General features: G+C 66.6%; 20 protein-coding genes. 14 read left to right on the top strand and 6 right to left on the bottom strand.

What is annotated here, in order from left to right; translation table 11 throughout:
• Nucleotides 1–358 precede the first annotated feature (358 nt).
• The 8 genes from ACE3OV_RS15450 (at nucleotide 359) to ACE3OV_RS15415 (ending at nucleotide 8,245) form a co-directional block, all read left to right on the top strand.
• Entirely contained in the window at nucleotides 359–1,618 is a 1,260-nt protein-coding gene (locus tag ACE3OV_RS15450; RefSeq protein WP_374328357.1) for an ATP-binding protein, read from the top strand.
• A complete protein-coding gene (locus ACE3OV_RS15445; protein WP_374328356.1) occupies nucleotides 1,615–2,145 on the top strand; it encodes a response regulator transcription factor in 531 nt (176 codons plus the stop codon). The genes ACE3OV_RS15450 and ACE3OV_RS15445 overlap by 4 nt, the downstream gene beginning before the upstream one ends.
• A 169-nt stretch (nucleotides 2,146–2,314) precedes the next feature.
• On the top strand, nucleotides 2,315–5,161 hold the full coding sequence (locus tag ACE3OV_RS15440; RefSeq protein ID WP_374328355.1) for a monovalent cation/H+ antiporter subunit A: 2,847 nt from the start codon (nucleotides 2,315–2,317) through the stop codon (nucleotides 5,159–5,161).
• Between the two features lies 1 nt (nucleotide 5,162).
• Complete coding sequence (locus ACE3OV_RS15435) at nucleotides 5,163–5,498, top strand: Na+/H+ antiporter subunit C (protein WP_374328353.1); 336 nt, start codon at nucleotides 5,163–5,165, stop codon at nucleotides 5,496–5,498.
• Nucleotides 5,495–7,024, top strand: a complete 1,530-nt coding sequence (locus ACE3OV_RS15430; protein ID WP_374328351.1) for a monovalent cation/H+ antiporter subunit D — start codon at nucleotides 5,495–5,497, stop codon at nucleotides 7,022–7,024. Before ACE3OV_RS15435 ends, ACE3OV_RS15430 begins: the two co-directional genes overlap by 4 nt.
• Nucleotides 7,024–7,545, top strand: coding sequence for a Na+/H+ antiporter subunit E (locus tag ACE3OV_RS15425; protein WP_374328350.1), 522 nt, complete (start codon nucleotides 7,024–7,026; stop codon nucleotides 7,543–7,545). The genes ACE3OV_RS15430 and ACE3OV_RS15425 overlap by 1 nt, the downstream gene beginning before the upstream one ends.
• Nucleotides 7,542–7,811 (top strand): K+/H+ antiporter subunit F, encoded by a 270-nt coding sequence (locus ACE3OV_RS15420; protein ID WP_374328349.1) that lies wholly within the window; start codon nucleotides 7,542–7,544, stop codon nucleotides 7,809–7,811. Before ACE3OV_RS15425 ends, ACE3OV_RS15420 begins: the two co-directional genes overlap by 4 nt.
• An 8-nt stretch (nucleotides 7,812–7,819) precedes the next feature.
• Nucleotides 7,820–8,245 (top strand): Na+/H+ antiporter subunit G, encoded by a 426-nt coding sequence (locus tag ACE3OV_RS15415; protein ID WP_374328348.1) that lies wholly within the window; start codon nucleotides 7,820–7,822, stop codon nucleotides 8,243–8,245.
• On the opposite strand, the gene ACE3OV_RS15410 is transcribed toward ACE3OV_RS15415, so the two are convergent.
• Genes ACE3OV_RS15410 through ACE3OV_RS15400 form a run of 3 tightly spaced genes read right to left on the bottom strand, consistent with a single transcriptional unit; the run spans nucleotide 8,190 to nucleotide 9,724 of the window.
• On the bottom strand, nucleotides 8,190–8,654 hold the full coding sequence (locus ACE3OV_RS15410) for a copper chaperone PCu(A)C (RefSeq protein ID WP_374328347.1): 465 nt from the start codon (nucleotides 8,652–8,654) through the stop codon (nucleotides 8,190–8,192). The genes ACE3OV_RS15415 and ACE3OV_RS15410 overlap by 56 nt on opposite strands.
• 16 nt (nucleotides 8,655–8,670) lie before the next feature.
• Nucleotides 8,671–9,267 (bottom strand): SCO family protein, encoded by a 597-nt coding sequence (locus ACE3OV_RS15405; protein ID WP_374328346.1) that lies wholly within the window; start codon nucleotides 9,265–9,267, stop codon nucleotides 8,671–8,673.
• Between the two features lies 1 nt (nucleotide 9,268).
• Nucleotides 9,269–9,724, bottom strand: coding sequence for a hypothetical protein (locus ACE3OV_RS15400; RefSeq protein WP_374328345.1), 456 nt, complete (start codon nucleotides 9,722–9,724; stop codon nucleotides 9,269–9,271).
• Between the two features lie 164 nt (nucleotides 9,725–9,888).
• Between ACE3OV_RS15400 and ACE3OV_RS15395 the strand changes: the two genes are divergently transcribed.
• Nucleotides 9,889–10,380, top strand: coding sequence for a TlpA family protein disulfide reductase (locus ACE3OV_RS15395; RefSeq protein ID WP_374328344.1), 492 nt, complete (start codon nucleotides 9,889–9,891; stop codon nucleotides 10,378–10,380).
• 10 nt (nucleotides 10,381–10,390) lie between these two features.
• Here ACE3OV_RS15395 and ACE3OV_RS15390 read toward each other — a convergent pair whose 3' ends face one another.
• Together ACE3OV_RS15390 and ACE3OV_RS15385 are read right to left on the bottom strand one after the other, a co-directional pair.
• Nucleotides 10,391–10,570, bottom strand: a complete 180-nt coding sequence (locus ACE3OV_RS15390) for a LiaI-LiaF-like domain-containing protein (protein ID WP_374328343.1) — start codon at nucleotides 10,568–10,570, stop codon at nucleotides 10,391–10,393.
• A 16-nt stretch (nucleotides 10,571–10,586) separates the two neighbouring features.
• Nucleotides 10,587–12,809 carry a bifunctional (p)ppGpp synthetase/guanosine-3',5'-bis(diphosphate) 3'-pyrophosphohydrolase gene (locus ACE3OV_RS15385; RefSeq protein ID WP_374328342.1) on the bottom strand — a complete coding sequence of 741 codons (2,223 nt, stop codon included), beginning with the start codon at nucleotides 12,807–12,809 and terminating at the stop codon, nucleotides 10,587–10,589.
• Nucleotides 12,810–13,045: 236 nt separating this feature from the next.
• On the opposite strand from ACE3OV_RS15385, the gene ACE3OV_RS15380 reads away from it, so the two are divergent.
• The 5 genes from ACE3OV_RS15380 (at nucleotide 13,046) to ACE3OV_RS15360 (ending at nucleotide 19,737) form a co-directional block, all read left to right on the top strand.
• Nucleotides 13,046–14,014 (top strand): TAXI family TRAP transporter solute-binding subunit, encoded by a 969-nt coding sequence (locus tag ACE3OV_RS15380; RefSeq protein ID WP_374328341.1) that lies wholly within the window; start codon nucleotides 13,046–13,048, stop codon nucleotides 14,012–14,014.
• Between the two features lie 103 nt (nucleotides 14,015–14,117).
• Complete coding sequence (locus ACE3OV_RS15375) at nucleotides 14,118–16,712, top strand: TRAP transporter permease (protein WP_374328340.1); 2,595 nt, start codon at nucleotides 14,118–14,120, stop codon at nucleotides 16,710–16,712.
• Between the two features lie 23 nt (nucleotides 16,713–16,735).
• Nucleotides 16,736–18,037: a Glu/Leu/Phe/Val dehydrogenase gene (locus tag ACE3OV_RS15370; RefSeq protein ID WP_374328339.1), complete on the top strand. Its 1,302-nt coding sequence runs from the start codon at nucleotides 16,736–16,738 to the stop codon at nucleotides 18,035–18,037.
• A gap of 49 nt (nucleotides 18,038–18,086) precedes the next feature.
• A complete protein-coding gene (locus ACE3OV_RS15365) occupies nucleotides 18,087–18,974 on the top strand; it encodes a DMT family transporter (protein ID WP_374328338.1) in 888 nt (295 codons plus the stop codon).
• 7 nt (nucleotides 18,975–18,981) lie between these two features.
• On the top strand, nucleotides 18,982–19,737 hold the full coding sequence (locus ACE3OV_RS15360; protein ID WP_374328337.1) for a zinc-dependent peptidase: 756 nt from the start codon (nucleotides 18,982–18,984) through the stop codon (nucleotides 19,735–19,737).
• A gap of 40 nt (nucleotides 19,738–19,777) precedes the next feature.
• Here ACE3OV_RS15360 and fliW read toward each other — a convergent pair whose 3' ends face one another.
• Nucleotides 19,778–20,215, bottom strand: coding sequence for a flagellar assembly protein FliW (gene fliW / locus ACE3OV_RS15355; RefSeq protein WP_374328336.1), 438 nt, complete (start codon nucleotides 20,213–20,215; stop codon nucleotides 19,778–19,780).
• Nucleotides 20,216–20,232: the final 17 nt, after the last annotated feature.

Here is a 20,232-nt window from a genome sequence, read left to right as displayed (position 1 = left end):
GTGGTCATGCTGGTCTATCCTCGCGAAGTATTGCAAAATCGCCGCCATCACCATGACGGAGGCGTTATGCAGGATAAATCAGCGGTGGGCGGTGGGTTTACTCTCCGCGTAGCGGCTTCGTTCAACCCGGCGGTACGGCAATCTGCAGCGCCAGCCAGCCGGTCAGCGCGTAGAAGAGGGCGAGCAAAAAGTTGTCGCGCAATCCAAAAGCCATTTCGATATTTTGCTTCTCTGATAATTTTCCCATTATAAGCAGGCTTTGCCGCCCCGGTCAGGCTGCCGGCATGCCGCAGGCTGCGACAATCCGCCGCAGCGGCCGGGCACGCACCGCGCCGGGTAAATCGCCGATAATCCGCGCATGCCACTGATCGCCCCCACCGCCGACAGCAGGGAGTACCTGCTCAACCTGCGCCGACTGTTCGCCCTGCGCTGGGCGATGCTGGTGGCGATGGCGCTGCTGGTGGTGGTCGCCCCGCCCTTGATCGGCATCGAACTGCCGCGCCTGGTGATGTTCGCGATCCTGCTCGTGGTCGCTCTGCTCAACGGCTTCGGCCAGTGGTACGCGGCGCGCAGCCAGGCCGCCAGCGCCAGCGAACTGTGCAGTCAGCTGCTGATCGACATCGTCGCCCTGAGTGCACTGATGTTCTTCAGCGGCGGCGCCACCAATCCGCTGGTCTCGCTGCTGCTGCCGCCGGTCGCCATCGCCGCACTGGGTTTGCCGCAACGGCTGGTATTCCTGGTCGGCGCCAGCGCAGTTGCCGCCTACTCGCTGCTGATGCTCTACTACCTGCCGCTGCCGATCGCCGACGCGGCACGGGCGACGCAATTGCACCTGATCGGCATGTGGCTGACCTTCACCGTCTCGGCGCTGCTGATCGCCTGGATCATCCTGCGCATGACCCGGCTGATCCGCCAGCGCGACGCCGAACTCGCCACCGCGCGCGAGCAGGCGCTGCGCGACGAACGGGTGACGGCGATGGGCACGCTGGCCGCCGGCGCCGCCCACGAACTGGGCACGCCGCTGGCGACGATGGCGCTGATCCTCGGCGAACTGGCCGGCGACGAACGCCTGCCGGCCGACGCCCGTGACGACCTCGGCCTGCTGCGCCAGCAGGTCGCCGCCTGCAAATCCATCATCACCGGCCTGTCGCGGCGGGCCGGCGCCGAGCGCCTGGAAGCCAGCCACGCGCAGCCGGTCGACCAATGGCTCGACGAACTGCGCTGTCAGTGGCAGGCGCTACGCCCGACGGCCAGCTGCCGCCTGCAAGTGCTCAACCAGGATGCGGCACCGCGCCTGGCGATCGACCCGCGCCTCGAACAGGCGCTGCTCAACCTGCTCAACAACGCCGCCAACGCCAGCCCGGCGCCGGTGGACATCCGCCTGACCTGGAACCGGCAGCGCATCGAAATCGAAATCCGCGACCGCGGGCCCGGTTTCCCGGACGAGGTACTGCGCCTCTGCGGCCGCCAGAAACTCCCGGAGCACGCCGGCGGCTTCGGTGTTGGCCTGCTACTCACCAGCTCGGCACTCGGCCAGCTCGGCGGCGAACTGCAATTGAGCAACCCCGCCGACGGCGGCGCCCTTGCCCGCATCCTGCTACCCATCGAGAAGAAATGACTGCACCGATCCTGATCATCGACGACGACCCGACCTTCAACGCGATCCTGATCCGCACCCTGGGCCGCCGCCAGCAGTCCGCGGTCGGTGCCCACAGCAGCGAGGAAGCCCTGCAACTGGCGCAGCAGCACCAGCCCTCGCGCATCGTCCTCGACCTCAACCTGGCCGGCGTTTCCGGGCTGTCATTGATCCCGCAACTGCTGGACATCAATCCGCAGGCGCGCATCGTCGTCCTCACGGGCTACGGCAGCATTGCCACCGCGGTCGAGGCGATCAAGCGCGGCGCCACCCAGTACCTCGCCAAGCCGGTCGAGATCGAGGCCATTCTCAGCGCCTTCGACGACGCCGAACTGTCCGCCAGCGACAGCACGCCGGACGAGCCGCTGTCGGTCGACCGCCTGGAATGGGAACACATTCAGCGCGTGCTCAAGGAAAACGACGGCAACGTCTCGGCCACCGCCCGCGCCTTGAAAATGCATCGCCGCACCCTGCAACGCAAGCTCGCCAAGCACCCGGTCCGCGCCTGAAACCGGACGGACCCGGACAGTCGTTCCGGAAAAACCGAAGTTTCATTGTCCAGCCCCGCCTTGGTGAATCCGCAAAGCGACCCTTATACTGGCCGCTCCACAGCTTGATCGTGGTCTCCCGCACTGCCACCGCAGCATTTGTTCACCGTGACATCCGGAAAGAGAGCCCATGAGCCTGGCGCTGATCGTCATCCTCCCCTTTCTCGGCGCCGCCCTGCCGGCGCTGCTCATCCGCGCCGGCCGCAACGCCTGCACCACCGGCACCCTGGCCACCAGCCTGCTCGCCTTCCTGCTGCTGTTGACGCACGCCCCGGCGGTGTTGCGCGGCGAGGTGCTGCAGGCGCGCTGGGAATGGATCCCGCAACTCGGGCTCAACGTCAATTTCTTTCTCGACGGCCTGGGCTTCTTCTTCGCCGGCCTGATCCTCGGCATCGGCCTGCTGATCATCGTTTACGCCCGTTTCTACCTGAGCAAGGAAGATCCCATGGGCAGCTTCTACAGCTACCTGCTGCTCTTCCAGGGCGCCATGGTCGGCGTCGTGCTGTCCGACAACATCCTGCTGCTGGTGATCTTCTGGGAACTGACCAGCCTCTCGTCCTTCCTCCTCATCGGTTACTGGAAACACCTGCCGGCCGGCCGCCAGGGCGCCCGCATGGCGCTCACCGTCACCGGCGCCGGCGGCCTGGCGATGATCGCCGGCATGCTGATCCTCGGCAACATCGCCGGCTCCTACGATCTATCGACGATCCTGCAGCACAAGGAGGCGATCCAGGCCTCGCCACTCTACCTGCCGGCGCTGCTGCTGATCCTCACCGGCTGCTTCACCAAGAGCGCCCAGTTCCCCTTCCATTTCTGGCTGCCGCACGCGATGGCGGCACCGACGCCGGTCTCCGCCTACCTGCACTCGGCAACCATGGTCAAGGCCGGCCTCTTCCTGATGGCGCGGCTGTGGCCGGTGCTCGCCGGCACTGACGAATGGTTCTACCTGGTCGCCAGCACCGGCCTCGTCACCATGCTGATCGGCGCCTGGATCGCGCTGTTCAAGGATGACCTGAAGGGTCTGCTCGCCTACTCGACGGTCAGCCACCTCGGCCTGGTCACCTTCCTGCTCGGCCTCGGCTCGCCGCTCGCCGCCGTCGCCGCCGTCTTCCACATCCTCAACCACGCCACCTTCAAGGCGGCGCTGTTCATGAACGCCGGCATCGTCGACCACGAAACCGGCACCCGCGACATCCGCCAACTCGGCGGGCTGATGACGCTGATGCCGATCGCCGGCACCCTGGCCACCATCGCCGCCGCGTCGATGGCCGGCCTGCCGCTGTTGAACGGTTTCCTGTCCAAGGAAATGATGCTCGAACAGGCGGCGCACACCGCCTGGCTCGGCCAGCCCTGGCTGGTGCCGCTGCTGGCAACGCTGGCGGCAACCTTCTCGGTGGCGTATTCCTTCCGCTACATCGTCCATGTTTACTTCGGCCGGCCAGCCGGCGAAACACCGCGGCATCCGCACGACCCGCCCTTCGGCATGTGGGGCCCGCCGGCGCTGCTGGTCGTCCTGGTCGTCCTGATCGGCCTCTTTCCGGCGACCGTTGCCGGCCCGCTGGTCGCCACCGTTGCCGGCGCGGTGATCGGCGGCCCACTGCCCGACTACCACCTGGCGATCTGGCACGGCCTGACGCCAGCGCTCGGCATGAGCGCGATCGCCGTCGCCAGCGGTCTGCTCCTGCTCGCCGCCTACGCCAAGCTGCGCCGCCTGTGGGCGAGCGGCCCGCATCCGGAAGCCAAAGCCATCTTCGATGCCAGCGTCGGCGCCGCCGTCGGCCTCGCCCAGACGCTGACGCATCGCCTGCACAACGGCTCGCTGCAACGCCACCTGGCCTTTGCCATCGGCAGCGCCGTCGTCGTCGGCTTCACCGCCTTCGCCATGGCCAGCCATGCGCCGGGCGCGCGCCCCCTGCTGCCGGCGACGCCGGTGGCCATCGTCGCCTGGCTGTTGCTGCTCGGCGCCACCGGCGCGCTGCTCGCGCTGCACCGGCGGCGCCTGCTGTCGCTGGTCGTGGTCGGCGTCATCGGCATGGTCGTCTCGCTTGCCTTCGTCTATCTCTCGGCGCCGGACCTGGCGCTGACGCAGATCTCGGTCGAGGTCGTCACCGTCATCCTTATGCTGCTGGCGCTCAATTTCCTGCCCAAGGAGACGCCGCGCGAAAGTTCCGGCGGCCGCCGCCTGCGTGACGGACTGCTCGCCGCGCTGGCCGGCATCGGCGTCGGCGGTGCCGCCTGGGCGATGACGACGCGCGACGCGGCGACGCTGTCCGGCTACTACCTGGAAGAATCGGTTCCCGGCGGCGGCGGCACCAACGTGGTCAACGTGATCCTGGTCGATTTCCGCGGTTTCGACACCTTCGGCGAGATCATCGTGCTGGGCATCGCCGCGCTGACCATCTATGCCTTGCTCGACGGCGCCACCCGCGGCGCGGTCGGCCGCAAGCTGGCAGCCTGGGCGCCCGACCAGGCACGGGCCGCCGACCGTCACCCGCTGCTGCTGGTGGTCGCCACCCGCGTCATGCTGCCGCTCGCCTTGCTGGTCGGCGCCTTCATCTTCCTGCGCGGGCACAACGTGCCGGGCGGCGGCTTCATCGCCGGCCTGGTCGTCGCCATCGCGCTGATCATGCAGTACATGGCCAGCGGCCACGGCTGGGCGGCGCAGCGGATGAAGGTTGATTACCACGCGCTGATCGGCGTCGGCGTCCTGACCGCCGCCGCCACCGGCGTCGTCGCCTGGCTCGCCGAACACCCCTTCCTGACCAGCGCCTTCGGCCATTTCCACCTGCCGCTGGTCGGCGAATTCGAACTGGCATCGGCAATGGCTTTCGACACCGGCGTCTTCCTCACCGTCATCGGCGCGGTGATGCTGGCACTGGCCAACCTGTCGCGCATCGGCAACCTGGCCGACGCGCCGCCGCCGCAGGAGGGACCGATGGAACCGCTACCGGCAAACGCCCGCGCCGAGGAACACTGACATGGAATTCCTGCTTTCCTCAGCCATCGGCCTGCTCACCGCCGCCGGCGTCTATCTCGTGCTGCGCGCCCGCAGCTGGCCGGTCGTCCTCGGCCTGGCGCTGCTCTCCTACGCCACCAACCTGTTCCTGTTCGCCACCGGCCGTCTGGTGCTCAACCTGCCGCCGGTGATCTCGGCAAGTGCCGCCGGCTACACCGACCCCTTGCCGCAGGCGCTGGTCCTCACCGCCATCGTCATCTCCTTCGGCATGACCGCGGTGATCGTCGTCATGGCCTTGCGCAGCTTCTTCGAGAACGGCAGCGACCATGTCGACGGCAAGGCGGAGGACGCCGCATGAACCACTGGATCATCGCCCCCATCCTGCTGCCGGCGATCATGGCGCCAATCCTGCTGATGAGCGCCCGCCACGACATCGTCCTCGCCCGCGTCTTCTCGCTCGCCTCGACCGTCGCCCTGCTCGGCATCGCCCTGGCGCTGGGCAGCATGGTCGGCGACGGACAGATCCTGACCTACGCGCTCGGCAACTGGGTTGCCCCCTTCGGCATCGTCCTCGTCGCTGACCGGCTGTCGGTGCTGATGCTCGTCCTCAGCGCGCTCCTCGCACTGGCCGTGCTGTTCTTCGCCATCGACGGCGGCGACCGCGACGGCCGCCATTTCCACGCCCTCTACCAGTTCCAGTTGATGGGCATCAACGGCGCCTTCCTGACCGGCGACTTCTTCAACCTCTTCGTCTTCTTCGAGGTGCTGCTGATCGCCTCCTACGGGCTGATGGTGCACGGCGGCGGCCCGGCCCGGGTCAGGGCCGGCGTCCAGTACGTGGTGATCAACCTGGTCGGTTCGACGCTGTTCCTGATCGCCGTCGGCATGATCTACTCGGTCGCCGGCACCTTGAACATGGCCGACCTGGCACTCAAGGTGCCGCAGGTTGTCGCCGCCGACCAGGCGCTGCTGCAGGCCGGCGCCCTGCTCCTGCTGCTCGTCTTCTGCATCAAGGCGGCGCTGGTGCCGGTGCATTTCTGGCTGCCCGGCACCTACGCCAACGCGCCGGCACCGGTCGCCGCGCTGTTCGCGATCATGACCAAGGTCGGCGCCTACTGCGTGATCCGCCTCTACGTGCTGGCCTTCGGCGAAGAGGCCGGCGCCGCCGCCTGGCTGGCCGCGCCCTGGCTGCTGCCGGCGGCCCTCGTCACCTTGACGCTGGGCATGCTCGGCGTCCTCGCCGCCCGTCGTCTTGGCCAGCTTGCCAGCTTTGCGGTGATCGGCTCGATGGGCATGCTGCTCACCGGCATCGCGCTGTTCACCCCGGCTGCGCTGGCAGCCGCGCTCTACTACCTGCTGCACTCGACGCTGGCCGGCGCCGTGCTGTTCCTGATCGCCGATCTGATCGCCCGCCGCCGCCCCGGCCTTGACGACCAGTTGGCGCCAGCCCCGCGCTTTGCCCAGCAGAGCCTGCTCGCCACCGCCTTCTTCGTCGCCGCCATCGCCGCCACCGGCATGCCGCCGCTGTCCGGCTTCGTCGGCAAGCTGCTGATCCTCGACGCCGCCCGCGCCAGCGCACTGGCGGCGACAATCTGGACCTTGATCCTCGGCACCTCGCTGCTCGCCATCATCGGCTTCGGTCGCGCAGGCAGCACGCTGTTCTGGAAAAGCACGGCGCAGCCGGGCAGCTTCCCCGCCCCGGCCAGCGGCAATGTGCTGGCCCTGGTCGCCATCGGCCTGCTGCTCGCCGGCAATGTCGCGCTGACCTTGTTCGCCGGCCCGCTGACCGCCTATCTCGAGGCGACGGCGCAACAGGTTTTCGCCCCCCACCGTTATATCGAAGCCGTACTCGGCAACACTGTTCTGCCCGGAGGACTGCTCTGATGGCTCATGCATCCGCGCCACGGCCGACCCTGCTCCGTCGCTGGTTTCCCCATCCGCTGCTCAGCCTGACGCTGACGCTGCTCTGGCTGCTGCTGATCAACGGCGTCTCGGTCGGTGGCCTGCTGGTCGGCCTCGTCCTCGGCATCGCCATTCCGCGCCTGACCGGCAGTTTCTGGCCGGATCGGCCGGGTATCCGCAACTACGGCAAGATCTTCAGCTACGTGTTGCTGGTAGTCTGGGACATCATCGTCGCCAACCTGCAGGTGGCCAGGATCATCCTCTTCCGGCCGCTCGCCAGCCTGCACACGCGCTGGGTCTGCGTGCCGCTGGCCCTGACCAGTCCGGAAGGCATCGCCGTCCTCGCCGGCACCATCACGATGACCCCGGGCACCGTCAGCTGCGACCTGTCGGCCGACGGCAGGTCGCTGCTCGTCCATTGTCTCGACGCGCCGGACCCCGAAGCCACCGTGCGCGACATGAAGGAACGTTACGAATCCCGGCTGCTGGAGATCTTCCCGTGATCGAATACGCCATCTACTACGCCTACGTGGCGATCAGCCTCGGCCTGCTCTTCAACCTGTGGCGGCTGTTCGTCGGCCCCACCCCGACCGACCGCGTGCTGGCAGTCGATACCATGGTGATCAATGTCATCGCGCTGATCATCGTCTACGGCATCCAGACCGGCAGCACGATGTACTTCGAAGCAGCCCTGCTGCTCGCCATGTTCGGTTTCGTGTCCACCGTCGCCTACTGCAAGTTCATCCTGCGCGGCAACATCATCGAATAGGAAAACGCATGGCACTGTTCAACGAATTGCTCGTCTCGGCGCTCATCATCATCGGCGCCAGCTTCGCCCTGGTTGGTTCCTGGGGGCTGGTCCGGCTACCCGACCTAATGAGCCGGCTGCACGCGCCGACCAAAGCAACGACGCTCGGCGTCGGCGGCGCGCTGGTCGCCTCGATGGTCTATTTCCTGGCCGGCAACGGTACCTTGTCGATCCACGAACTGCTGATCTCGCTCTTCCTCTTCCTGACCGCGCCGCTGACCGCCCAATTCCTGGCCAAGGCCTGGCTGCACAGCCAGCGACCGGACGACCTGCCGCCAGCGGCTTGCCGCGGCTGGTCGACCTTCGACGCCGGCGGGGCGGCAGCCGACCCGCCGCCGCTCAGTGATGCGCGTGATTCATCGGCATCGTCGCCGGCATCGCCCGCGTCACCCTGACCTCGACCGACTTGCTGCTGCCGTCGGCAAAACCGAGCGTCAGCGGCACAACCTGCCCCTCGCTGAGCGGCGCCTGCATGTTGATCAGCATCACGTGCAGGCCGCCCGGCTTGAGCGCCGTCTCGCCGCCGGCCGGAATGGCGATCTCGGCCACCTGGCGCATGCGCATCACGCCGTTGTCGTTGATGTGGGTGTGCAGTTCAGTCAGCTGCGATGCCGGGTTCGCTGCCTTGACCAGACGGGCCTCCGTCTTGCCGGAATTCTTCAGCACCATGAAGGCGCCGGTGGCGGTCGCGTTGGGCGGCGCCAGGCGGATGTAGGGATCGACGACGCTGACGTCGTCGGCACTGCCGGCGAGGACAGCACTCGACAGGCCGAGGGCGGCAATCAGCAGCGACAGGCGTTTCATGGCAGGACTCCTTGTTTCAGTTCAGGTATTGACGGATCAGCGCGGCCATCTGTGCCGGCGGCGTGCCATGCGCCAGGCGCGCGCGCAACCGGCCGTCGGGGCCGACGAGGAAGGTTTCCGCCGAGTGATCGACGGCGTAATTGCCGCCCTCGCCCGGCGGCTGCAATTTGTAGATCACGCCGTAGCGGGCGGCGATCTCGGCGATTTGCGACGCTTCGCCGGTGACACCGGCGAAGTCGGGATCGAAGAATTCCAGATAGGTCTTCAGGTGCGCCGGCGTATCGCGTTGCGGATCGAGCGAAACGAAGAGCACCGCCAGTTTCTGCCGTTCTTCCGGCGTCAGCAGCGCTTTCGCCTCGACCAGCGCGTTGAGCGTCGTCGGGCAGATGTCGGGGCAGAAGGTGTAGCCGAAATAGACAATGACCAGACGGCCGGCGTAATCGTGCAGCGCGACCGGCCCGGCCGCCCCCTGCAAGCTGAAGTCGCCGCCGGCCGGTAGCGGATTGGGCGGCGTCGCCGGGCGGCCGCCCGGATCGGGATGCCAGAACAGCAGCAGACCGAGGATCAGTGCGGCAAGCGCGGCAGCAATGGCGGCAAGGATGCGTTCAGACATGTCAGCCCGTCACGAAACGAAAGGGAACGGCCACCCGCGAACCGGGCAGATCGACCAGCACCGTCGCCTGCCAGGTCATGCGGCCGGTGACGCAGACCGGCAAGCTTGCCTCGCCGGTAAACACCCCCGGCGTCAGCTCCTGCAACTGCGGCCGGTTGAAGCCCATGTCCATCTCGACGCCGGCGAAATCGATCTCGACCCGGCGGGCGCCGCTTGCTTCGACCGTTACCGGAAACGCCTTGACCAGCGGAATCGGCCGCGTGCCGATACTCAGCGAAATCTTGCCGCCGCCGGGCAAGGCCACCGCACAGTCAGCTTCCTGCAGCTTGCAGGCGGCATCGGGCTCGACCGTCAGGTCCGACTTCGGCAGCAGCAATGGCGACAGCTTGTAACCGATGACGACGACCAGCAGGATCAGCAGGATGCCGATGAGGTCGAGAAGTATCTTCCTGTTCACTTGTTTCCTTTTGCAGCGTCCTGCCGCCGGGCTTCCCGGCAGGACCGGCGGCGATTCTGGCACAGCCCCGCCGCGCCAAACTGCGACAAATTGTCGCAGATCGCCGGACAGCTCATTCATCGAATGCTAATATTCAGCCCCCTGGCCCTTACCCCGACTGCCCCGTGAAGAAACTCCTCGCCACCCTTGCCCTAGCCCTTCTCTCTTCCCTCAGCGCCGCCCAGCCGGCACCGGACAGCGCGCCCTTCTTCGGCGCCACGCTGGCCAATGCCGACGACCGGCCGGTAGCGATGAGCCGTTACCGGGGCAAACCGGTCGTGGTCAACTTCTGGGCCCGCTGGTGTCCACCGTGCCGGGCCGAGATTCCCGAACTCAACAGCTTCGCCAAGAAACACGCCGGCAAGATTGCGGTAGTCGGCATCGGCATCGAGGACGACGCGGCGGCGGTCAAGGCCTTCGCCCGCGACTTCCCGATCCAGTACCCGGTCTATCTCGCCCGCGACCAGGCGCATGCGCTGATGTCCGGCCTCGGCAACGCGCGCGGCGGTCTGCCCTACACGCTGTTCATCGACCGCCAGGGCAAGGTGATCGGTGCCAAGCTCGGCATGCTGCGCCAGGCCGACCTCGACACCGCGGCACCGCTGCTGCTGCGCTGAGCGCGGCCGCTCAGGAGCGATCCTGACGGCCATCCCGGGAAAACAGCATGGAGATGCCGACGCCGATCGGGATCAGTGGCCACCAGGTGCCGATCAGCTGGAAGATGTTGACGTGAAAGAGGTCCAGGTTGGCGCCGAGGGCAACGACGCCGACGGAGATCAGGACGATGGCAGCAACGTTTCCCTTCATCGGGGACTCCCTGGATTCAGGCACGACGGACGCCGACAACGCCTTCGACCTCGTGGATCAGGCCGAGGGTTCGTTGCAACTGGCGCAGATTGACGATTTCGACGGTAAAGCTCATGTGCGCGTTGCCCTGGCGTGACTGGGTATTGACGCCGACGACGTTGAGCTTTTCGCGGGTGAAGATTTCCGAGATGTCGCGCAGCAAGCCCTGGCGGTCGTGCGCATCGACGATGATGTCACAGGCGAAGGTGCCGGTGGTCTCGCTGCCCCAGTCGGTCTCGATCACCCGCTCCGGATGCAGGGCGGCAAGGTTGGCGAAATTCGGGCAATCGGCGCGGTGGATGGAAATCCCCTTGCCGCGCGTGATGAAACCGTGAATCTCGTCGGGCGGTGCCGGCTTGCAGCAGCGCGCGAGCTGGGTCAATAGCTTGTCGACACCAACGATCAGGATGCCCTGATTGCCGTCGCTGTGCTTGCGTGGCGCCCGCGTCTGCACCTCGTCCGGCAGTTGCGTGTCGGTCGCCGCTTCGCCGCGTGCCGCCGCCTGGAACAGGCGCAGGTTGAGTTCGCCGCGGGCGGCGGCGATGTAGAGGTCGTCGACCTTGGCAAATTCCAGGCGACGCGCCAGTTCGTCGAGGTTGGCACCGGTCTGCCCGGCGCGCTGCAATTCCTTGGCCACCAGCGCCCGCCCTTCGGCCAGCGTCTCTTCCAGCGCCAGGTTGGCGAACCACGCGCGCACCTTGACCCGCGCACTCTTGGTGTGGATGTAGCCGAGCGCCGGATTGAGCCAGTCGCGCGACGGCCCGCCCAGTTTGGCGGTCAGCACTTCGACCTGCTGCCCGGTTTCAAGCGGCGTGTTGAGCGGGATCAACTGGCCGTTGACCTTGGCGCCGCGGCAACGGTGGCCAAGATCGGTGTGGACGCGGTAGGCGAAATCGACAGCGGTCGACCCCGACGGCAGGTCGACGACGCGGCCCTGCGGCGTCATCACGTAGATGGTCTCGTCGAGCGCCGCCTGCTTGTAGTGATTGACCCAGTCGGAGCTGTCGGCGACCTCGTTCTTCCAGGTCAGCAGCTGGCGCAGCCAGGCGATCTTCTCGTCGTAGGCATCGGCGCCCGGCGCCCTGGCGCCTTCCTTGTAGCGCCAGTGCGCGGCGACGCCGAGCTCGGCGTGCTTGTGCATGTCCCAGGTGCGGATCTGGATTTCCAGGCTGCGCCCGTCAGGACACTCGACCGCGGTATGCAGCGAGCGATAGTTGTTGCCCTTGGGCTTCGAGATGTAGTCGTCGAATTCCTTGGAAATCGGCGTCCACAGGTTGTGCACGATGCCGAGCGCGGTGTAGCAATCCTTGACGTCGTCGACAATGATGCGCAGGGCGCGCACGTCATAGACCTCGGCGAAGCCGACACCCTTCTTGCGCATCTTGTTCCAGATGCTGTAGATGTGCTTGGGCCGGCCGTAGATTTCCGCCTGGGCGATGCCGGCCTCGGCCAGTTCGGCGCGGACGCGGGCGACGGCGTCGGTGATGAAGGCTTCGCGCTCGCTGCGTTTCTCGTCGAGCTGCCTGGCGATCGTCTTGTAGATGTCCGGGTGGATGAAGCGGAAGGAGAGGTCCTCCAGTTCCCACTTCAATTCCCAGACGCCGAGCCGGTTGGCGAGCGGCGAATAGAGTTCCAGCGTCTCGCGCGCCACCTGCACGCGCAGGTCGTCGGAATTGGCCGCGTAGTGGCGCAGCGTCTGCGTCCGGCTGGCCAGGCGCAGGAGGACGACGCGGATGTCCTCGACCATGGCCAGCAGCATCTTGCGCAGGACTTCGACCTGGGCGCGGATTTCCGCCGGGTTGCTCTCGCCGGCCTCGAGATCGACGGCGACGAAGCCCTTGGCGATCGGCCGCAGACGGTTGAGCCGGAAGATGCCATAGACCAGGCTGGCGACCGCCTTGCCGAAGCGTTCCTCGATGTGGGCGACACCGTGCTCGTCCTGCGCCGGCACCGCGAAGAGCAGCGCGGCGATGCGCGAATCGGCATCGAGCCGCAGCCCGGCGATGATTACCGCCATGCCCAACGCGTGCGGCCAGATACCCTCGCCGCTGCCGAGCAGGCTGTTGCCGTAAACCTGGGCGGCGAAATCGACGGCGTCCCGGAGACGCCGGGCATCGGCTTCCGGCAAGCCGGCCGTGAGCACGGCCAGGGACTGTTCAGAATCGCCGTGGGCGGCGACGGAGTGGACGACGGAAACCATGGCCGCGATTATAGGTCTGAGCGATCAGGAATGACAGATACGGACGCTGGATACCGCGCAAGCTCAAGGCTTGCCAGGTGCCGCCCGGGGAGTACCATCGGGGTTTACCCCAATCCCCGCCCCACCGTTTCTGTGGGACCGTGGACCACCGTATGCGCCGTTTTGGCCGCCTGCCCGAGGTCACAAGCCGGAACGGCACTGCATCGTCCTTTTCACGTCACCCGTAAGGAGCAAACATGAAGAAATTCACCGTCCTGGCTTCCGCCCTCGCCGTCATCGGCGCCCTCGGCAGCACCCCGGCCATGGCCCAGCAGAAATTCGTCACCATCGGTACCGGCGGCGTGACCGGTGTTTACTACGCAGCCGGCGGCGCCATCTGCCGCCTGATGAACAAGGACCGCGCCAAGCACGGCATCCGCTGCTCGGTCGAAAGCACCGGCGGCTCGGTGTACAACGTGAACACCATCAAGGCCGGCGAACTCGATTTCGGCGTCTCGCAATCCGACGTCCAGTTCAATGCCGTCAAGGGCCTGGCCCAGTTCAAGGACAGCGGCGCGATGGGCGACCTGCGCGCCGTCTTCGCGCTGCACCCCGAGCCGCTCACGATCGTTGCCCGCAAGGAAGCCAACGTCAAGAAGTTCGAGGATTTCAAGGGCAAGCGCTTCAACATCGGCGTCCCCGGCTCCGGCCAGCGCGCGACGATGGAAGTCCTGCTGCCGGCAATCGGCATGAAGACCGCCGATTTCTCGCTGGTCTCCGAACTGAAGCCGGACGAGCACGGCGCCGCCCTCTGTGACAACAAGATCGACGGCTTCGCCTTCGTCGTCGGTCACCCGGCCGCCAACATTCAGGACGTCACCACCACCTGCGGCGCCCAGCTGGTCAATGTCACCGGCCCCGGTGTCGACAAGCTGATCACCAGCTTCCCGTACTACGCCAAGGCGACCATCCCGGGCGGCCTCTACGCCAACAACCCGAACGGCGCCACCACCTTCGGCGTCGTCGCCAGCATCGTCTCTTCGGCCAAGGTTTCCGACGATGTCGTCTATACCTTGGTCAAGTCGGTGTTCGAGAACTTCGAGGAATTCAAGAAGCTGCATCCGGCTTTCGCCCACCTCGACCCGAAGACGATGATCAAGGACGGCCTGTCGGCCCCGCTGCACAACGGCGCGGTCAAGTACTACAAGGAAAAGGGCTGGATGTAAGCGCCCCGCGTCGCGCTTCGCCAGCGGCGGAGCGTGACGGCTCGGCGGCGGCTTGCCGGGGGGCAGTCCGCCGCCTTTCTCGAAACACCCGGAGAACCTCAGCATGACGAGCCCGGAAAAAAACAATACCGTCCATGAACTGAGCGAAGAACAGCTCAAGCAGATCGTTGCCGAAGCCGATACCGGCGGCCGCAAACCGACCGGCATCGCGGCCAAGCTGCTGGTTGCCGTCGCCCTGGCCTGGTCGCTGTTCCAGCTATGGATCGCCTCGCCGCTGCCTTTCTCGCTCGGCATCTTCGTCCTCAACGACACCCAGTCGCGCGCCATTCACCTGGCCTTTGCCGTATTCCTCGCCTTTGCCGCCTATCCGGCGTGGAAGCGCTCGCCGCGCGCCTACATTCCCGCCGTCGACTGGTTACTGGCTGGCGTCGCCGCCTTCTGCGCCGCCTACCTCTTCCTCTTCTACAGCGAACTCGCCAGCCGCCCCGGCATGCCGACCACGCTCGACCTGGTGGTCGCCGTCACCGGCCTCGTCCTGCTGCTCGAAGCCGCCCGCCGCGCCCTCGGCCTGCCGATGGTCATCCTCGCCATCGTCTTCCTCGGCTACATCTTCCTCGGCCCCTACATGCCGGAAGTCATCGCCCATCGCGGTGCCTCACTGAGCAAGGGGATGAGCCACATCTGGCTGACCACCGAAGGCGTCTTCGGCGTCGCGCTCGGCGTCTCGGCCAGCTTCATCTTCCTTTTCGTGCTCTTCGGCGCCCTGCTCGAGACCGCCGGCGCCGGCAACTACTTCATCAAGTCGGCGATCGCCCTGCTCGGCCACATGCGCGGCGGCCCGGCCAAGGCGGCGGTGGTCGCCTCGGCCAGCACCGGGCTGATATCCGGTTCATCGATCGCCAACGTCGTCACCACCGGCACCTTCACCATCCCGCTGATGAAGAGCGTCGGCTATCGCGCCGACCAGGCGGCATCGGTCGAGGTCGCCTCGTCGGTCAACGGCCAGATCATGCCGCCGGTGATGGGCGCCGCCGCCTTCCTGATGGTCGAATACGTCGGCATTCCCTACACCCAGGTGATGAAGCACGCGATCGTCCCGGCGCTCATTTCCTACATCGCGCTGTTCTACATCGTGCATCTGGAAGCGCTGAAGATGAAGCTCGAAGGGCTGCCAAGGCGCGAACCGCTGCCCTGGCAGAAAGCGCTGGTGTCCACCGTGATGACGGTATCCGGGCTGGTCATCCTGTCCGCCGTCATCTACTGGGGTTTCGGCTGGATCAAAACGCTTGCCGGCGACGCCGCCTTCGCCATCGTCAGCGTGCTGATGCTCGGCGCCTACATCGCCATCGTCCGCTTTGCCGCCCGCTATCCGGAGCTGCACATGGATCGGCCGGACGAGAAGATGGAGTTCCTGCCGGAAATCGGGCCGACGCTGAAGTCCGGCCTGCACTTCCTGCTGCCGGTCGCCGCGCTGGTCTGGAACCTGATGGTCGAGCAGCTCTCGCCGGCCCTGTCCGCCTTCTGGGCCACCATGTTCCTGATGTTCATCCTGGTCACGCAACGCCCGCTGTTTGCCTTCTTCCGCGGCCAGGGACAATTCGCCGCCGCCACCCGCCAGGGCTTCCAGGACCTGTTCGACGGCCTGGTCACCGGCGCCCGCAACATGATCGGCATCGGCATCGCCACCGCCACCGCCGGCATCATCGTCGGCACCGTGACGCTGACCGGCGTCGGCCTGGCGATGACCGAACTGGTGGAAATCCTCTCCGGCGGCAACCTGATGGTGATGCTGGTGCTGGTCGCCGTGATTTCGCTGATCCTCGGCATGGGCCTGCCGACCACCGCCAACTACATCGTCGTGTCGACGCTGATGGCGCCGGTGATCGTCGAACTCGGCGCGCAAAGCGGCCTGCTCGTGCCGCTGATTGCCGTCCATCTGTTCGTCTTCTACTTCGGTCTGATGGCCGACGTCACGCCGCCGGTCGGCCTGGCCTCCTACGCGGCGGCCGGCATCGCCAAGAGCGACCCGATCAAGACCGGCTTCACCGCCTTCGGCTACAGCGCGCGGACGGCGATCCTGCCCTTCATGTTCATCTTCAACACGCAGTTGCTGTTGATCGGCATCACCGATGCCTTCCACCTGATCCTGACCGTCGTCAGCGCGACGCTGGCCAGCCTGATGTTCGCCGCCGCGACGCAGGGTTTCTTTCTGGTCCGCAACCGCCTGCATGAAACGCTGCTTCTGCTGCTCGTCACCTTCAGCCTGTTCCGCCCCGGCTTCTGGATGGACATGATCTATCCGCCCTTCGACGAAGCCGCCCCGACCGAACTGACGCGCCTTGTCGAAGCGGCGCCGAAGGACGGCAAGCTGCGCGTCTGGGTCGAAGGTCTCAGCCTCGAAGGTCAGGAAGTCACCAAGGGCGTGCTGCTCTCGCTCGGCGCCCCGGGCAAGGCCAGCGAACGGCTGGCCAGCATGGGCCTGACCGTGATGACGCTGGGCGACCAGGTGCAGGTCGCCGCCGTGCGCTTCGGTAGCCCGGCGGAAAAACTTGGCCTGGAACAGGGGTTCAACCTGACCCGCATCGAGATTCCGCACCCGGATCGTCCGGACAAGGAATGGATCTTCATCCCGGCGCTGCTCCTGCTGGCGCTGGTCTGGTTCATGCAGAATGCCCGCCGTCGGCGCGAGGCCGCCTGAACCGTCACTGAAAGGAGTTCCCGATGAGCCAACCGCGCATCCCGCCCGCCAGCCTGGGCGGGCTCTCCTACCTCGATCCGGCCGCACCGGAGCCGTGGGCCAGCTTCATCGAGCAGATCGAACGCGTGCGCCCCCACCTCGGCCCGCTCGAACGTTGGGTCGAAACCCTGAAGCACCCGAAACGGACGCTGATCGTCGACATCCCGATCGAACGCGACGACGGAACGATCGCCCACTTCGAGGGCTACCGCGTGCAGCACAACCTGTCGCGCGGCCCCGGCAAGGGCGGCATCCGCTACCATCCGGCGGTGACGCTCAACGAGGTGATGGCGCTGGCCGGCTGGATGACCGTCAAGAACGCCGCCATCGGCCTGCCCTTCGGCGGCGCCAAGGGCGGCATCCGGGTCGATCCGGCAACGCTGAGCAGTGGCGAGCTGGAACGCGTGACCCGCCGCTTCACTTCGGAAATCGGCATCATCATCGGCCCCGACCGCGACATCCCGGCGCCCGACGTCGGCACCAACGCCAAGATCATGGCGATGATGATGGATACCTTCTCGATGAACCGCGGCGGCACCGCCACCGGCGTCGTCACCGGCAAGCCGGTCGCCCTTGGCGGCAGCCTCGGCCGCCAGGAAGCCACCGGCCGCGGCGTCTATTTCTGCGCCCGCGAGGCCGGCAAGCGCCAGCACATCGCCATGGAAGGCGCGCGCATCGTCGTCCAGGGCTTCGGCAACGTCGGCGGCATCGCCGCCCGCCTGTTCCGCGCCGCCGGCGCCCGGGTGATCGCCATCGCCGACCACACGGCGACACTGGCCAACGAAGCCGGCATCGACATTCCAGCTGCCCAGGCCTGGGCCGCCGAACACGCTGGCCTGGCCGGTTTCCCGGGCGCCGCGCCGATCGACATCGAGGACTTCTGGCAACTGGAGTGCGACTATCTGGTGCCGGCCGCGCTGGAAGGCCAGATCACCCCCGAACGTGCCGCCCGCGTGCGCGCCCGGGTCGTCGTCGAAGGCGCCAACGGCCCGACCACGCCGGCCGCCGACGACGTCCTGCGCGACCGTGGCGTGCTGATCGTTCCCGACGTGCTGGCCAACGCCGGCGGGGTTACCGTTTCCTACTTCGAATGGGTGCAGGATTTTTCCAGTTTCTTCTGGACCGAAGACGAGATCAACGCCCGGCTGGAGCGCATCATGGTCAGCGCCTTCGATGCGATCTGGCAGGTTGCCCAGGAAAAACAGGTCCCCTTGCGCACCGCAGCCTTCATCATCGCCTGCCGCCGGGTCCTCGAAGCCCGCGCCGAACGGGGACTCTACCCCTGATCCACCACACCGTCGAACCCGTGGTCGACGGTGCCGCATCCCGCCGACCATGCCGAAATTCCTGACCAATCCCTACCTGCTGCTGACCCTGACCGCACTCTTCTGGTCGGGCAACATGGTGCTCGGCCGCGGCATCCGCGCCGACGTGCCGCCGCTGGCGCTCGCCTTCTGGCGTTGGGCGATCGCCTTCCTGCTCGTCCTGCCGCTGGCGCTGCCGCACCTCAAGACGCAATGGCCGCTGCTCAGGAAAGGCTGGCGGCCGGTACTCGCCCTCGGCCTGTTCGGCGTCGGCGGCTACAACACCTTCGCCTACCTGGCCCTGCAGACGACGACGGCGACCAACGCGGTGCTGCTCAATTCCTTCATCCCGGTCGCCACCATCGCCATTTCCTGGGCCTTCCTCGGCAAGCGCCTGACGCCGCTGGCGGCGACCGGCGTCGTCGTTTCGCTGAGCGGCGCGCTGGCCATCGTCGCCCGCGGCGAACTGGGCGTGCTGCTCCATCTCAACCTCAACATCGGTGACCTCTGGATGCTCGGCGCCGTCGCCGTCTGGGCCATCTACACCGTCGGCCTGGCCTGGCGCCCGGCCGGCGTGCACCCGATGCTGCTGCTCGCCGCCTTCACGCTGGTCGGCCTCGCCGCACTGTTTCCCGCCTACCTGTGGGAGATGGCACAAGGGCGGACGATCAACGTGCACACCGGCTCGCTGCTCTCGCTCGCCTACGTCGGCATCTTCCCGAGCTTCGTCGGTTACATCTTCTACAACCGCGGCGTCGCCGAAGTCGGCGCCAACAAGGCCAGCCTCTTCATCCACCTGATGCCGGTGTTCGGCACCCTGCTCTCGGTCGTCTTCCTCGGCGAAATCCCGCATTCCTACCACTATGCCGGAATCGCGCTGATCTTCACCGGCATCTGGCTGACGATGCGGAAAGGCTGAGCGGCGGATGGGCCTGTTCGACTGGCTGCGCCGCCGCCGACCGGCGGCGATTCCCGACGCCCTGTGGCAACGGACGCTGGCCGGCCAGCCCTTCTTCACCGCGCTCGACGCCGACGAAGCGCGCCGCCTGCGGGCGCTGGCCGAACGTTTCCTGGCCGAGAAGGAATTCACCGCCGCCGGCGGGCTCGAACTGAGCGACGAAATCTGCGTCGCCATCGCCGCCCAGGGCTGCCTGCCGGTGCTCGAACTGGGCCTGGGCGCCTACGGCGACTGGGTTGGCATTGTCGTCTATGCCGACGAGTTCGTCGTCCCGCGCGAGTTCGCCGACGACGATGGCGTGGTGCACCGTTACACCGACGTGCTTTCCGGCGAAGCCTGGGAAGGCGGCCCGCTGCTCGTTTCCTGGCAGGACGTGCAGATGGCCGGCGGCGACTACAACGTCGTCATCCACGAGTTCGCGCACAAGCTCGACATGCTCAACGGCGAAGTGGACGGCATGCCGGCGCTGCACTCCGGCCTCAGCGTCGAGCGCTGGGAGCAGGTGTTTTTCGCGGCTTACGACGATTTCTGCGCCCGCGTCGACAGCGGCGAGGAAACGATCATCGACCCCTACGCCGCCGAAACCCCCGGGGAATTCTTCGCCGTCCTCAGCGAAAGCTTCTTTGGCATCCCAGACGTCGTCGCCGCCGAATACCCGGCACTTTACGCACTGCTGCGCGATTACTTCCGGCAGGACCCGCTGGCCCGCCAGCAGAAAAAATAAAAGCCGGCGCGCAGGCCGGCTTGGCGTCCAAGTCGAAGACTCAGACCTTGTTCACCAGATTGGACAGCGTGACGTTGGTGGTCATCTGCGCCAGCAGCTTCTGCAGGCCGACGCGGGCCTTGAGGTTGATGATCAGCGGCGCGCGCAGGCTGGGGGCGACGCTGCCGCCTTCTTCCTGCTTGTAGAGGGTGATCATCACCGCCACGTCGTCGGCAGCCGGCGACTGCAGCAGGGCGTTTTCCTCGTCGGTGAGTTCGAGCTCGTAGTTGAAGCCGAGCGCGGTCGGATCGATGATCTGGAAAGCCAGCGCCGCGTCATCCACCGACTGCAGCGTGAAGCTCTGCGGCTCACCCTTGCCTTCCTCGTGAGCGAGCATGAACTGCTTCTTGTCTTCGAAACCGATCAAGCCATTCGGAAAGTTGATGACCTTGTCTTCTGCCACATCGACGGTACCAAACAGATAGGTATTCACTTGCATGTGCTCTCTCCTCTTGA

It is taken from the genome of Azonexus sp. (genome assembly GCF_041909095.1).
Classification (GTDB): Bacteria; Pseudomonadota; Gammaproteobacteria; order Burkholderiales; family Rhodocyclaceae; genus Azonexus.
The sequence above is the reverse complement of the archived record's forward strand: the minus strand, read 5'-3'. Positions and strand labels throughout refer to the sequence as shown.